This is a genomic window from Pseudorhodoplanes sp., from assembly GCA_032027085.1.
Taxonomy (GTDB): Bacteria; Pseudomonadota; Alphaproteobacteria; order Rhizobiales; family Xanthobacteraceae; genus Pseudorhodoplanes.
Map to the genome: position 1 here is coordinate 4,371,230 of JAVSMS010000001.1, position 13,032 is coordinate 4,384,261.

Consider the following 13,032-nt stretch of genomic DNA (forward strand, 5'->3'; position numbering starts at 1 on the left):
AAAGCCGGGACAGAGGAGGGCGCGGTTCCTCATCCAGACCTGTCATTTCAAGAGGACGCGATATGTCAAAGCGCTCGTCTGCCAAGTACAAACTCGACCGCCGCATGGGCGAGAACATCTGGGGCCGCCCGAAAAGCCCCGTGAACCGTCGTGAATACGGCCCTGGCCAGCACGGCCAGCGCCGCAAGGGCAAGCTCTCCGACTACGGCGTGCAATTGCGCGCGAAGCAGAAGCTGAAGGGCTATTACGGCGATATCTCCGAGAAGCAATTCCAGGCGGTTTATAAGGAAGCCATCCGCATGAAGGGTGACTCCGGCGCCAACCTGATCGGCCTTTTGGAGCGCCGTCTGGACGCTGTCGTTTATCGCGCCAAGTTCGTTCCGACGATCTTCGCCGCCCGCCAGTTCGTGAATCACGGCCACGTCAAGGTGAATGGACGCCGCGTCAACATCCCGAGCTACAAAGTAAAGGTTGGCGATGTCATCGAGGTGAAGGACGCCTCCAAGCAGCTTGCTCTGGTGCTAGAAGCCGCCGCCCTCGCCGAGCGCGACGTGCCGGATTACATCGAAATTGATCACGGCAAGCTGACCGCCAAGATGACCCGCATCCCGTCTCCGGCTGAAGTGCCCTACCCGGTCATGATGGAGCCGCATCTCGTGGTCGAGTTCTATTCGCGCTAAGCGCGCTCTCACCACGCCAATTCAAAAGGCCGCCCACACGGGCGGCCTTTTTCGTGAGGGTCCTGTAATTTCGGGCGGCGAACGCGGCGCAATTAGGCGATCGCCTGACCCTGCACGGTCAAGCCTTTTTCCTTCAGCAGCGACTGCAATTCGCCGGCCTGGAACATCTCACGCACGATGTCGCAGCCGCCGACGAATTCGCCCTTCACGTAAAGCTGCGGGATGGTCGGCCACTGGGTGTAGGCCTTGATGCCTTCGCGCAGTTCGCCGGATTCAAGCACATTGATGCCCTTATAGGGGACGCCGAGGTAATCCAGGATCTGCACAAGCTGGCCGGAGAAGCCGCATTGCGGGAATTGCGGCGTGCCCTTCATGAACAGCACCACGTCGTTGCTCTTCACTTCATTGTCGATGAACTGGTTGATGCTCATTGTGTCTGTCCTGGGCGTGGCGCCCTGCTCCTTCTGAATTTAGCCTTCCGGCACACCGGTCTGCAGCGCAAGGGCGTGCAACACGCCCCCCATCTGGTCCTTCAGGGCCCGGTACACAAGCTGATGCTGCTGCACCCGTGACTTTCCGCGAAAGCTTTCGGCGATGACCGTGGCGGCATAATGGTCGCCGTCCCCGGCGAGATCACGGATGGTGACCTGGGCGTCGGGAATGGCGCTCCGGATCAGCCGCTCGATTTCGTTGGCATCCATTGGCATGCCAGACACGTACCCCCGAAAACCCTGCAAGCGCAATGCCGCTAAGCCGGCGTCCTCACCTCATATGGTCATTTTTTTACACGTGACAAATACCGGCCGGCTTTTAGGCTCCCCGGGCTTTCCGGCCGCCGGTGGGACCCTTGCGGCACGCTGATCTGCCGGCCGTTTGCAGAGGAGATTTCAATGAATTTGCGCCCCGTTTTCGCCTGCGCCGCGCTGGCGCTGGGCCTTGCCAGTCCGGCTCTGGGCCAGCCGACCGAAGCCCAGATGAGCGCCCTCAAGTCGAGCTGCCGATCCGACTACATGGCCAAGTGCATGAGCGTGAAACCGGGTGGCCCGGAAGCTTTCCAGTGCCTCAAGAAGAATGAGGCGAGCCTGTCGGCCGCCTGCAGGAACGCGGTCAACGCCGTCAGCGCGGCTTCCGCACCGGCTCAACAGCCGAAACAGGCAGCACTGGCACAACCGGCAGCCCCCGCACCCGCCGCACCGGCCACGGCCAGCCCGGCACCGGCGTCGCCGCCGCCGGCCGCAGCCGCCCCCGCCGCGAAACCGGCGGCGGCGCCCGCTCCGCAGCACAAGCCCGCCGCTCCGCCTGCCGCTGCCGCGCAGCCAAGCGCCGCCCAGCAAAACGCCATCAAGCAGAATTGCCGCAACGACTTCATGTCGCACTGCTCCGGCGTCCAGCCAGGCGGCGCGCAAGCCCTGAGCTGTCTGCAGACCAATGCCGCCAGACTGTCGCTGGCCTGCAAAAGCGCAGTCGCCATCGGCGGCGGCGCGGCCGCACCGAAGCCGGCCGCGGCGGCACCAGCGGCACCGGCGCCCGCTGCCATGCCCGCTCCCAAACTCAATTCCCCGATGGAGGCGCGCATCATCCGCGAATTCTGCTTCACCGATTTCAAGGTGCTGTGCAGGGGCGTGCGGCTGGGTAAGGGCCGTGCCTTGCAATGCCTGGCGGCGAACGCACCGGCGCTCTCACCCGGCTGCAAGGCGGCGATGGCGCAGGCGAGCAGATAGCCGCAAGTCCCTGACTTCGCGCAAATTCCTTCGCGAGGTCATGCTCGTAGAAACCGCGATCCTCGGGCGCGAGCATGGCTTGATCTCGCCCGAGGAGCGATCCTCGGGCGGTTCAACACGCCTGCGAGCAGATCGCAAGAAACTGGACCAAAGGCTCAGGCGCCGGCCGCCATGTAGGAGGGCAGCCAGCCTTCGAAGGCCTGGGTCAGCCTGGCCACAGGCACGACGCGCTCGCCTTCAATCGCGAGGACGTCGCCGCCGACCACGCCGAGCTTCGTGACAAGCACGCCAGGCGCCGTCGCCTGCGCGACCACTGCTTCCATGTTGCCGGGTTTCACAGTGACCACATAGCGCGCCTGGTCTTCGCCAAACCAGAAAGCCTGCGCCGGCATGTCCGAAGGCGCGGCAACGAGGGTCGCGCCCAGCTTGCCCGCCATCGCCATTTCGGCGAGGGCAACCAGCAGGCCGCCATCGGAAACATCATGTACGGCAGTGACTTGAGACTCGACAATGAGATGCCGCACAAACTCACCGTGGCGTTTCTCAACTTCCAGATCAACAGGCGGCGGGGCGCCTTCTTCCCGCCCGCAGATATCGCGCAGATAGAGTGACTGCCCAAGCCACGAAGGATTTTCTCCAATCAGAAGAATCGCGTCGCCCTCGTTCTTGAATCCCAGGCTCATCGACCTGGTAAAATCGTTGAGCACACCGACGCCGCCGATGGTGGGCGTTGGCAGGATCGCGCGGCCGTTGGTTTCGTTGTAGAGCGATACATTCCCCGACACGACAGGGAAATCCAGCGCCGTGCAGGCGGCCGCGATGCCGCGCACGCAGCCCACGAACTGGCCCATGATCTCCGGCCGCTCCGGATTGCCGAAATTCAGGTTGTCGGTGATGGCGAGCGGCAACGCGCCGACTGCTGACAAATTACGATAGGCTTCCGCCACCGCCTGCTTGCCGCCCTCGAAGGGATCAGCCTCGCAATAACGCGGCGTCACATCGCAAGTCATCGCGAGACCCTTCGGCCCCTCTTCCACCCGCACCACCGCCGCGTCGCCGCCCGGGCGCTGCACGGTGTTGCCGCCAATGATGTGATCATATTGCTCCCACACCCAGCGCTTGGAGCAGAGGTCGGGCGTGCCGATCAGCTTCTCCAGCGCGTCGGCGACCGGCATGGGATGCCTCACCTCTTCCGGCCTGATCACCGGCAGCTTCGGGCTCTCGACAAAGGGACGATTGTAGACCGGCGCCTCGTCACCCAGTTCCTTGATCGGCAGATCGGCCATCACGTCGCCGTGGTGGCGAATGAGGAAGCGCCTGGTCGGCGTCGTCTCGCCGACAATGGCGAAGTCGAGTCCCCATTTGCGGAAGATGCCTTCCGCTTCTTTCTCCTTCTCGGGCTTGAGCACCATGAGCATGCGCTCCTGGCTTTCCGAGAGCATCATCTCGTAGGCGCTCATGCCGGCTTCACGCGTCGGCACCTTCTCCAGATCGAGCGTGACGCCGAGGTCGCCTTTGGCGCCCATCTCCACCGCCGAACAGGTGAGCCCCGCCGCGCCCATGTCCTGGATCGCGATCACACAATCCTTCTGCATGATCTCGAGGCAGGCTTCGAGGAGGAGCTTCTCGGCGAACGGATCGCCGACCTGCACGGTCGGACGCTTCTCTTCAGAGTCTTCGCCGAATTCGGCCGACGCCATGGAGGCGCCGTGGATGCCGTCGCGGCCGGTCTTGGAGCCGAGATAGACGATCGGCATGCCGACACCGGAGGCCGCCGCGTAAAAGATGCTGTCGGTGCGCGCGAGACCGACCGCCATCGCATTCACCAGGATGTTGCCGTCATACCGGGTGTGAAAACGAACCTGTCCGCCGACTGTCGGCACGCCGAAGGAATTGCCGTAGCCGCCGATGCCGGCGACGACGCCGGACACCAGATGCCGCGTCTTCGGATGTTTGGGGTCGCCGAAGGACAACGCATTCAGGCAGGCGATCGGCCGCGCGCCCATAGTGAACACGTCGCGCAGGATGCCGCCGACGCCGGTGGTGGCGCCCTGGTAAGGCTCGATGTAGCTCGGGTGGTTGTGGCTCTCCATCTTGAAGACCACGGCCAAACCGTCGCCAATGTCGATGACGCCGGCATTCTCGCCCGGTCCCTGGATCACCCAGGGCGCCTCGGTCGGCAATCCGCGCAGATGCACCTTCGATGACTTGTAGGAGCAATGCTCGTTCCACATCGCCGAGAAGATGCCGAGCTCGGTCAGCGTCGGCTCGCGGCCGATGAGCTCGAGGATGCGCTGATATTCGTCAGGCTTGAGCCCGTGCTCGGCGACGAGTTCGGGAGTGATTTTGGGTTCGTTGCGCATCAACCAATTCGTTTCATCAAACTCCTATCCTCTTGGTGAGAAGCGCAGCGAAGCTGCGCGTCTCGAACCATGAGGCAGAGACCTCACAGGCCTCATCCTTCGAGACGGCGCTTCGCGCCTTCTCAGGATGAGCTTCAATGATCACGCCGCTTTCTCGAAATGATGCACCAGCCCGGCAAAAAGGCCGCGCCCGTCGGTGCAGCCCATGATGCCTTCGACATGGTTTTCCGGATGCGGCATCATGCCGAGCACATTGCCCTTGTCGTTGACGATGCCGGCGATGGCGTTGATGGCGCCATTATGATTCCAGTCCGGATCGATAAAGCCGTCCGGCGACGAATAGCGGAACAGCACGCGCCCCTCGCCTTCCAGCCGCGCGATGGTTTCGCCATCGGCGATGTAATTGCCCTCGCCGTGCGCGACCGGCACGCGGATCACCTGGCCGGCATTGTAGCCACGCGTGAACGGCGTATCGGAGCGCTCGACGCGAAGATAGACATCGCGGCAGATGAATTTGAGCTGCTGGTTGCGCATCAGCACGCCCGGCAGCAAGCCGGACTCGCAGAGGATCTGGAAGCCGTTGCAAACGCCGAGCACGAGCCCGCCCTTGGCCGCATGCGCGCGCACAGCGTCCATGATCGGCGCGCGGGCCGCAATGGCGCCGCAGCGCAGGTAATCGCCGTATGAAAAGCCGCCGGGCACCACCACGAGATCGGTCCCTGCGGGAAGCGCGTGCTCGGCATGCCAGACCATCGCGGGCTCGACGCCGGAGACGAGCTTCAGCGTGCGCGCCATGTCGCGCTCACGATTGATTCCGGGAAAGACGAGGACGGCGGATTTCATGAGCTACATCAGTCTCGCGATATAGGCTGCGAGTTTCTCAGTCGTCGTCCCCGTGGATTGGTAAGCCAAGATCACCCCACCACCTCGACGCGGTAATTCTCGATCACCGTATTCGCCAACAGCTTGTCCGCGGCCTGTTTCAGCAATTCCTCGGCCTTGGCACGATCCGTCGTCCCTTCCAGCTCAATGTCGAACACCTTGCCCTGCCGCACGCTGGCGACGCCTTCGACACCGAGCGATCGCAGCGCGCCTTCGATGGCCTTGCCTTGCGGGTCGAGAATGCCGGATTTCAGGGTGACGGTGACGCGGGCTTTCATCGCTGGCGGACTTTCATTCCTGCGGCCCGCCGGGCGGGCCTGAGCGGCCGCCATGCGGATTCGGCAGCCTCAGAGCCTCCGCCTAGCACCCTTCCGGGAGGCTCTCAATGCGCTATCCCCGGCTATTTTTAGGCGATTTCAATGCGCTTTTTTGGTGCGCGGCGCCGGCTGGAAGGCGGCCATCAGGGCGTCGAAACGCGGCTGCCAAGTCTCGATCTGGGCTTCCGTGGCGTGGCAGACCATCGCCACCGAATAGTTGCCTGCCGCAGTCATGTAGGAGACGTAGCGGGCGGTCTGTCCGGCCATGGACATGCGGAACTCGGCCCGTTGCACCGGATGGCGGGAAGACGACCACGGCCGATAGGGCTGCACGAGCTCCGGCGGCACGTCTGCGTCACGGTCCCAGCTCACGGCGCTGGCCACGGTCCGTTCCAGTTCAGCCTTCTGCTCGGCAAAGGCGGCGATCTGCTCGCGCGCGACCTCGGCGCCGTCGAACGTCTTCATGATCCGCTCCGCCGAGCCAAGCGGTACCTTCTCCTTGCTCAGCGAGCAGCCCGCAACCGCGCCCTGGCAGGCGTCGGGCTTGCATTCCACGCCGAATTCGCCGCTCGCATCGATGTCGAGCGACCAGAGTTCGTTGTCGTAGGTGAAGGCGAACACGTTCTCCGGATCGCGGTATTCCGCGGCAAAGGCCGATGTGGCCGCGGCCAGCAGCAACACACACGTCGCAATTGCCGTGCGGCGAAACGACCAGACAGACATCGCAGAAAACCCCGTGCGGAATTGCATCGTCCTGCTGGGTCGCGTCAGGCAAGCTTTGCGTTCAACCCGAATCCAGAAACGTAATGTAGCTAGGAAATGAAAACGGGGGCCGGAAGGCCCCCGCTTGTCACAATCTTTTTATAAATTCACGCGCTTTCAGCCCTTCACCAGCACCGGGCCGGTACCGCGCGGCGGCTCACCCTCGCTCATGATGCCGAGCCGCTTGGCGACTTCCGTATAGGCTTCGACAAGGCCGCCAAGATCGCGGCGAAATCGGTCCTTGTCGAGCTTCTCGTTCGACTTGATATCCCACAGCCGGCAGGAATCGGGAGAGATTTCGTCGGCAACGACGATGCGCATCATCTCGCCCTCCCACAGCCGGCCGCATTCCATCTTGAAATCGACCAGGCGGATGCCGACGCCAAGGAAAAGTCCGGAGAGGAAATCATTGACGCGGATGGCGAGCGCCATCATGTCGTCGATCTCCTGCGGCGTCGCCCAGCCAAAGGCGGTGATGTGCTCTTCCGACACCATCGGGTCGCCGAGCTGGTCGTTCTTGTAATAGAATTCGATGATCGAGCGGGGAAGCTGCGTGCCTTCCTCAATGCCGAGGCGAGTAGCGAGCGATCCGGCGGCGACATTGCGCACGACGATTTCCAGCGGAATGATCTCCACCTCGCGGATCAGTTGCTCGCGCATGTTGAGCCGGCGGATGAAATGCGTCGGCACGCCGATATTGTTGAGGTTCTGGAAGACGTATTCCGAAATCCGGTTATTCAGGACGCCTTTGCCCTCGATCACCTCGTGTTTCTTGGCGTTGAAGGCGGTGGCATCGTCCTTGAAATGCTGGATCAGTGTTCCGGGTTCGGGGCCCTCATAGAGGACCTTCGCCTTACCTTCATAAATGCGGCGGCGGCGGCTCATTGGAATGTACCGTGGTTTGAGAAAGTCCATGAATGCCGTGGCTCCAGGTTGGGTGTTCTGTCCGCGGCGGGACCGGACGGCGCGACGGAGAGACACAACGCGAACGGCCTGTCCGATCGGGGGCAACCTAACCGATCGACTTGCCGGATACAATGCAGCCTGGGGCCTGTCATCCACCGCATATAGCCCCTAAATTTCAGTCGTCTATGGTTGCCTTGACCCCTTTCCCCCGATATGCAAGGCGGCAACGCGCAGTATCGCGCCTATTGTTCAAAGATTGACGAGGGCAGGAATGACCACTTTCGACAAGCGCGAGGAAGGGTTTGAGAAAAAATTCGCGCATGACGAGGAACTGAAGTTCAAGGCCTATGCCCGCCGCAACAAGCTGCTGGGACTCTGGGCGGCCGAGCAACTGGGCAAGACCGGCCCGGATGCCGAAGCCTATGCCAAGGAAGTGGTGCTGGCCGATTTCGAGGAAGCCGGCGATGGCGACGTCGCCCGCAAGGTGATCGCCGATCTCGCGCCAAAGGGCATCAGCGAGGCGCAGGTGCGCGAAAAGATGAACGAATTTCTCGCCACCGCCGTCGCCCAGATCCAGTCGCAATAGTCAAAAAGGGCGGGCGGCATGTCGTCATCGCGGTTTTCGCTCGCCCGCCGGCTGCGGTCCGGCGAGACGGTATTCTCCGCCTGGTGCGGCTTGCCCGCGCCGCTGGTTGCCGAGAATGTCGCGCGCGCGGGATATTCCGCCGCAGTGATCGATCAGCAGCATGGCTTGTGGGATACCGCAACGACGTTGCAGGCGATCGGCGGCATTCATCAGGCGGCGAGCGCGCCGATCGTGCGCGTGCCGCTGAATGATTTTGCCAATGCGGCGCGCGTGCTGGATTTCGGCGCCGAGGGCGTGATCGCGCCGATGATCAACAGCGCCGCCGACGCGCGCGCTTTTGTCTCCGCCACCAAATATCCGCCGCTCGGCGAACGCAGCGTCGGCGCGCATCGCGCAGCGGCGCTTGCAGGCTTCCCGGATCAGCGGCCATATCTGAAGGAAGCGAATGACACGACGCTGACCATGGCGATGATCGAGACGCGCGCCGCGATGGCCAATCTCGATGCGATTGCCGGCACGCCCGGCATCGACATGCTGTTCGTCGGCCCGTCCGATCTTTCGATGGCCTTGACTGAGGGCAAGACGCTGGACGCGCATTCGCCCGAGGTTGAAGCCGCGCTCGAACAGATTCTCGCCGCCTGCAAGAAGGCCGGAAAAATCCCGGGGCTTTATTGCATCGACGGCGAACGTGCGGCGACGATGGCGAAACGCGGATTCAGGTTTCTCACCATCGGCAGCGATCTCGCCTTCCTGCGCGCCGGCGCGGCGGAGCAGTTGGGGAAACTGAAAACTTAACCGTCACCCTCGAACTGGCCAAAGAAAATGAAGTCGTCCCCGCGAAAGCGGGGACCCATAGCAACATGCTATCGAGATGTTTATGGGTCCCCGCGTGCACGGGGACGACACCGAGTATCGGTTAAACGATCAGGCCAGTGGATCAGTTTTGCTCAACGTTGAAGCGAGTGCATCCAGCACCGCCGCCACATCCTTCTCAACATCCCCCGCAGCAATCTTGATCACCTTGTAATCCCGTTCGGCGAGCCAAGCCCTGCGCTCCTCACGCGCACTCTCCGCCTCGCCGCTCTCCTGCACCGGCACGAGATCGATGACTGCCCGCAGCGGGAATGACACAAAGTCGACAATATGCGGACCGACCGGCGTCTGCCGCTTGAAGCCAGATGCGGCGAAGCGGCGGTCATTGGTCAGCGCGCGCCAGAAGATGCGCTCGGCGTCGGTCGGATTTCGCCGCAGAAGCCGCGCGAGCCCGCGCATCGGCGCATGCGCCGTAGCGCCTTCCGGAAGATTCGCCTGTCCGCTCAGCAGGCCGCGCAGCAATTCCGCCTGCGTGCCATCGAGCACGCCGCCCCGCGCCGGCCCTTTGCGGCCCTGCACCAGCGAGGTGATGATGCCGTGCAGGGTGCGGATATCCTGCTGCGTCGGCTGCATGCGCGTGAAGATGTTGCGCATATTGATGATCATGGTGTCGCGCTTCTCAGCCGGGCGGAAATATTCGATTTGCTCGAGCTCACTCTCGAGATCGCGGAAGAAGGCGAACAATTGTTCTTTCGGGGCCGGCGGCGACTTTTGCGGCATGCCGAACGGCAGGCCACCCTCGTTCGCCAGCTTGAACCATTCGTAACCGACCACCACCACCGCCTGCCCGAGATTGAGCGAGGCGAAGGCCGGATTGACCGGCAAGGTGAGGATGGCGTCGGCCATCCCGACTTCGTCATTCTCAAGGCCGTTGCGCTCGCGCCCGAACATCAGCGCCACCGTCTCGCCGCCGGCGATGCGCGGCGCCATGAGGCGCGCGGCCGCGTCAGCGCCGACCACGGGCTTGGCTTGATCATGCATCCGCGCGGTCGCGCCGAGCACATAATGACAGTCGGCGATGGCGGCTTCCACGCCGTCGAACAGCTCGGCCTGCTCCAGGATGCGGTCGGCGCCGGCGGCCATGACGCGTGCACGCTCGTTCGGCCAGCCCTGCACCGGCTTGACCAGCCGGAGCCGCGACAGCCCGAAATTGCCCATGGCGCGCGCCACCGCCCCAATATTCTCGCCGAGCTGCGGCTCGACCAGAATGACGATGGGCGCCGGGCGGGCGGCCCAGTCCTTGGTCTTGTCGGTTCCGGCGCCTGGCATGCAAAAAGCTCCTCGGCGGGCCAATGCCCTGAAGGCGCAGCCCCTGCCCAAGCTGGCCGGTTGCGTCAAGCGGCGGCCCCCTATCCGCCCCGAACCAGACGGCAGTGCTGGGGGGATTTCCGTGTCCGACTTTTTGCTGATGCGCCCAGCCGCATGTCTGGCGGCCGGGACCCATCTCGCACTTGCTCACAAGACTTTTACCGGCGCAGGCCGGATGCTATAGGGCGCGCGCCGAACCTCCGTCAGTCGGATTCCCGGTTGGCGGTCTCCGCGCCGCAAACAATTCATTTGAGGGCCCCTGGGCAGACGCCAGCCCGCGCCCGTCAATGTCGTTTCCGGTCGGCCCAAACAAGCCCGGCGACCATAGGTGCAAGCATGTCAAATAATGAAATCGTGTGGACAAAGGTTGATGAAGCCCCGGCGCTCGCGACCTTCTCCCTGCTGCCGATCGTCGAAGCCTTCGTTGGTGCGGCGGGCGTATCCATGAAGCTGAAGGACATCTCGCTGGCCGGTCGCATCATCGCCAATTTCCCCGAGAAGCTGACCGCCGCGCAACGGATCGGCGACGAGCTCACCGAACTTGGCGAACTGGCGACGCGGCCCGAGGCCAACATCATCAAGCTGCCCAACATCTCCGCCTCGATCCCGCAGCTCAAGGCCGCGATCAAGGAGCTGCAAGGCAAGGGCTATAACGTTCCGGATTATCCGGACAATGCCGCGACGGACGCCGAGAACGAGATCAAGTCGCGCTACGCCAAGGTGCTCGGCAGCGCCGTCAATCCCGTGTTGCGTGAGGGCAATTCCGACCGCCGCGCCGCCGGCGCCGTCAAGCAATACGCCCGCAACAATCCGCACAAGATGGGCGCCTGGAGCAAGGACTCCAAATCGCATGTGGCGCACATGTCCGGCGGCGATTTCTACGGCTCGGAAATCTCGACCACCGTCGCCTCGGCCACCAATGCCCGCATCGAACTCGTTGGCAAGGATGGCGCCGTGACTGTGCTGAAGGCGAAGACGCCGCTTGACCCAGGCGAGATCATCGACGCCGCGGTGATGAGCAAGAAGGCGCTGCGCGCGTTCTACGCGGAGCAGATCGAGGCCGCCAGGAAGGACGACGTGCTGTTCTCACTGCACGTCAAGGCGACGATGATGAAGATCTCCGATCCCGTCATCTTCGGCCACGCGGTGTCCGTGTTCTTCGCCGACGCGATCGAGAAGCACGCCGCCACGCTGCAGCGCCTCGGCGTCAATCTCAACAACGGCTTCGGCGATCTCCTGACGAAAATCGAGACGCTGCCGGAGGCTGAGAAGGCAGCGATCAAGGCCGACATTGCCGCGACTTACGAGAAACGGCCGGGCCTCGCCATGGTCAACTCCGACAAGGGCATCACCAACCTGCATGTGCCCTCGGATGTCATCGTCGACGCGTCGATGCCGGCGATGATCCGCGAGTCCGGCCGCATGTGGGGCGCCGACGGCAAGCTGCACGATGTCAAGGCCGTGATCCCGGATCGCGCCTATGCGACGCTGTATCAGACGGTCATCGAGGACTGTAAGGCCAACGGCGCGTTCGATCCGAAGACCATGGGCTCGGTGCCGAACGTGGGCTTGATGGCGCAGAAGGCCGAGGAATACGGCTCGCACGACAAAACGTTTGAAATTCCCGCGGACGGAACGGTCCGCGTCGTTGCCGGCGATGGCAAGGTGCTCTTGGAGCGTCCGGTCGAGACCGGCGACATCTTCCGCATGTGCGAGGCCCGGGACACGCCGATCCAGGACTGGGTCAAGCTCGCGGTGCGGCGCGCGCGCCTCACCGGCACCCCGGCCGTGTTCTGGCTCGACAAGAATCGTGCGCACGACGCGCAGGTCATCGCCAAGGTCGAGAAATACCTGAAGGATCACGACACCGCGGGGCTCGACATCCGCATTCTGTCGCCGGATGAAGCGATGAAGTTTTCGCTCGAGCGCATCCGCAAGGGACAGGACACGATCTCGGTCACCGGCAACGTGCTGCGCGACTATCTGACCGACCTGTTCCCGATCATGGAGCTCGGCACCTCGGCCAAGATGCTGTCGATCGTTCCGCTGCTGGCGGGCGGCGGCCTGTTCGAGACCGGTGCCGGCGGCTCGGCGCCCAAGCACGTGCAGCAGTTCCAGGAAGAGGGCTATCTGCGCTGGGATTCGCTCGGCGAATTCCTCGCCCTCGGCGCGTCGCTCGAACATCTGGCGCAGACCTACAAAAACGCCAAGGCGCAGGTTCTCGCCGAGACGCTCGACACGGCCATCGCCAAGATCCTCGAGTTCAACCGCTCCCCTGCGCGCAAGGTCGGCCAAATCGACAATCGCGGCAGCCACTTCTACCTCGCCCTCTATTGGGCGCAAGCGCTGGCCGCACAAACCAAAGATGCGGAGCTGCAAGCCCGCTTCAAGAACCTCGCCGAGACGCTCGCCAAGAACGAAGCGAAGATCAATGACGAACTGATCGGCGCGCAGGGCAAGCCGGTCAACACGGGCGGTTACTATCTGCCCGATTTTGCCAAGACGTCGGCCGCGATGCGACCGAGCGCCACGCTGAACGCCGCGATAGCCGCGCTCTGACGCTCAAGTCCGGCGGCGGCGGGCGTCGCCGAGGCATGACTTGCTGATGATGAACTGAAAAGGTGGCTTCTTAAA

At 63.3% G+C, this 13,032-nt stretch carries 13 protein-coding genes; 5 read left to right on the forward strand and 8 right to left on the reverse strand.

Annotation, left to right across the window (positions count from 1 at the left end; all coding sequences use genetic code 11):
• Nucleotides 1–62: 62 nt before the first annotated feature.
• A complete protein-coding gene (rpsD, locus tag RO009_21410) occupies nucleotides 63–680 on the forward strand; it encodes a 30S ribosomal protein S4 (protein ID MDT3687592.1) in 618 nt (205 codons plus the stop codon).
• 92 nt (nucleotides 681–772) lie between these two features.
• Here rpsD and grxD read toward each other — a convergent pair whose 3' ends face one another.
• Together grxD and RO009_21420 are read right to left on the reverse strand one after the other, a co-directional pair.
• Nucleotides 773–1,111, reverse strand: a complete 339-nt coding sequence (grxD, locus tag RO009_21415; protein MDT3687593.1) for a Grx4 family monothiol glutaredoxin — start codon at nucleotides 1,109–1,111, stop codon at nucleotides 773–775.
• 39 nt (nucleotides 1,112–1,150) lie between these two features.
• Nucleotides 1,151–1,387: a BolA family transcriptional regulator gene (locus tag RO009_21420; protein ID MDT3687594.1), complete on the reverse strand. Its 237-nt coding sequence runs from the start codon at nucleotides 1,385–1,387 to the stop codon at nucleotides 1,151–1,153.
• A gap of 183 nt (nucleotides 1,388–1,570) precedes the next feature.
• Here RO009_21420 and RO009_21425 point away from each other — a divergent pair, with 183 nt between their 5' ends.
• Nucleotides 1,571–2,401, forward strand: a complete 831-nt coding sequence (locus RO009_21425; GenBank protein ID MDT3687595.1) for a hypothetical protein — start codon at nucleotides 1,571–1,573, stop codon at nucleotides 2,399–2,401.
• A gap of 155 nt (nucleotides 2,402–2,556) precedes the next feature.
• Here the strand turns inward: RO009_21425 and purL are convergent, their stop codons facing one another.
• From purL to RO009_21450, 5 genes are all read right to left on the reverse strand, one after another.
• Nucleotides 2,557–4,764, reverse strand: a complete 2,208-nt coding sequence (gene purL, locus RO009_21430) for a phosphoribosylformylglycinamidine synthase subunit PurL (protein ID MDT3687596.1) — start codon at nucleotides 4,762–4,764, stop codon at nucleotides 2,557–2,559.
• Between the two features lie 141 nt (nucleotides 4,765–4,905).
• The gene (gene purQ, locus RO009_21435) at nucleotides 4,906–5,607 is read right to left on the reverse strand and encodes a phosphoribosylformylglycinamidine synthase subunit PurQ (GenBank protein ID MDT3687597.1); all 702 of its coding nucleotides are present in this window, start codon (nucleotides 5,605–5,607) and stop codon (nucleotides 4,906–4,908) included.
• A gap of 71 nt (nucleotides 5,608–5,678) precedes the next feature.
• The gene (gene purS / locus RO009_21440; GenBank protein MDT3687598.1) at nucleotides 5,679–5,924 is read right to left on the reverse strand and encodes a phosphoribosylformylglycinamidine synthase subunit PurS; all 246 of its coding nucleotides are present in this window, start codon (nucleotides 5,922–5,924) and stop codon (nucleotides 5,679–5,681) included.
• A gap of 138 nt (nucleotides 5,925–6,062) precedes the next feature.
• A complete protein-coding gene (locus RO009_21445; GenBank protein ID MDT3687599.1) occupies nucleotides 6,063–6,641 on the reverse strand; it encodes a hypothetical protein in 579 nt (192 codons plus the stop codon).
• Nucleotides 6,642–6,842: 201 nt separating this feature from the next.
• A complete protein-coding gene (locus tag RO009_21450) occupies nucleotides 6,843–7,640 on the reverse strand; it encodes a phosphoribosylaminoimidazolesuccinocarboxamide synthase (GenBank protein MDT3687600.1) in 798 nt (265 codons plus the stop codon).
• A 262-nt stretch (nucleotides 7,641–7,902) separates the two neighbouring features.
• On the opposite strand from RO009_21450, the gene RO009_21455 reads away from it, so the two are divergent.
• Complete coding sequence (locus RO009_21455; protein ID MDT3687601.1) at nucleotides 7,903–8,217, forward strand: DUF1476 domain-containing protein; 315 nt, start codon at nucleotides 7,903–7,905, stop codon at nucleotides 8,215–8,217.
• A gap of 18 nt (nucleotides 8,218–8,235) precedes the next feature.
• Nucleotides 8,236–9,012: an aldolase/citrate lyase family protein gene (locus tag RO009_21460; protein ID MDT3687602.1), complete on the forward strand. Its 777-nt coding sequence runs from the start codon at nucleotides 8,236–8,238 to the stop codon at nucleotides 9,010–9,012.
• A gap of 129 nt (nucleotides 9,013–9,141) precedes the next feature.
• Here RO009_21460 and RO009_21465 read toward each other — a convergent pair whose 3' ends face one another.
• Entirely contained in the window at nucleotides 9,142–10,359 is a 1,218-nt protein-coding gene (locus RO009_21465; GenBank protein MDT3687603.1) for a TrmH family RNA methyltransferase, read from the reverse strand.
• A gap of 375 nt (nucleotides 10,360–10,734) precedes the next feature.
• On the opposite strand from RO009_21465, the gene RO009_21470 reads away from it, so the two are divergent.
• Nucleotides 10,735–12,957, forward strand: a complete 2,223-nt coding sequence (locus tag RO009_21470; GenBank protein MDT3687604.1) for an NADP-dependent isocitrate dehydrogenase — start codon at nucleotides 10,735–10,737, stop codon at nucleotides 12,955–12,957.
• The last annotated feature ends 75 nt before the right edge of the window (nucleotides 12,958–13,032 follow it).

Coding starts and splice junctions, on each gene's coding strand:
- rpsD (MDT3687592.1), top strand. CDS start 63: ATGTCAAAGCGCTCGTCTGCCAAGTACAAACTCGACCGCCGCATGGGC.
- grxD (MDT3687593.1), bottom strand. CDS start 1,111: ATGAGCATCAACCAGTTCATCGACAATGAAGTGAAGAGCAACGACGTG.
- RO009_21420 (MDT3687594.1), bottom strand. CDS start 1,387: ATGCCAATGGATGCCAACGAAATCGAGCGGCTGATCCGGAGCGCCATT.
- RO009_21425 (MDT3687595.1), top strand. CDS start 1,571: ATGAATTTGCGCCCCGTTTTCGCCTGCGCCGCGCTGGCGCTGGGCCTT.
- purL (MDT3687596.1), bottom strand. CDS start 4,764: ATGCGCAACGAACCCAAAATCACTCCCGAACTCGTCGCCGAGCACGGG.
- purQ (MDT3687597.1), bottom strand. CDS start 5,607: ATGAAATCCGCCGTCCTCGTCTTTCCCGGAATCAATCGTGAGCGCGAC.
- purS (MDT3687598.1), bottom strand. CDS start 5,924: ATGAAAGCCCGCGTCACCGTCACCCTGAAATCCGGCATTCTCGACCCG.
- RO009_21450 (MDT3687600.1), bottom strand. CDS start 7,640: ATGGACTTTCTCAAACCACGGTACATTCCAATGAGCCGCCGCCGCCGC.
- RO009_21455 (MDT3687601.1), top strand. CDS start 7,903: ATGACCACTTTCGACAAGCGCGAGGAAGGGTTTGAGAAAAAATTCGCG.
- RO009_21460 (MDT3687602.1), top strand. CDS start 8,236: ATGTCGTCATCGCGGTTTTCGCTCGCCCGCCGGCTGCGGTCCGGCGAG.
- RO009_21465 (MDT3687603.1), bottom strand. CDS start 10,359: ATGCCAGGCGCCGGAACCGACAAGACCAAGGACTGGGCCGCCCGCCCG.
- RO009_21470 (MDT3687604.1), top strand. CDS start 10,735: ATGTCAAATAATGAAATCGTGTGGACAAAGGTTGATGAAGCCCCGGCG.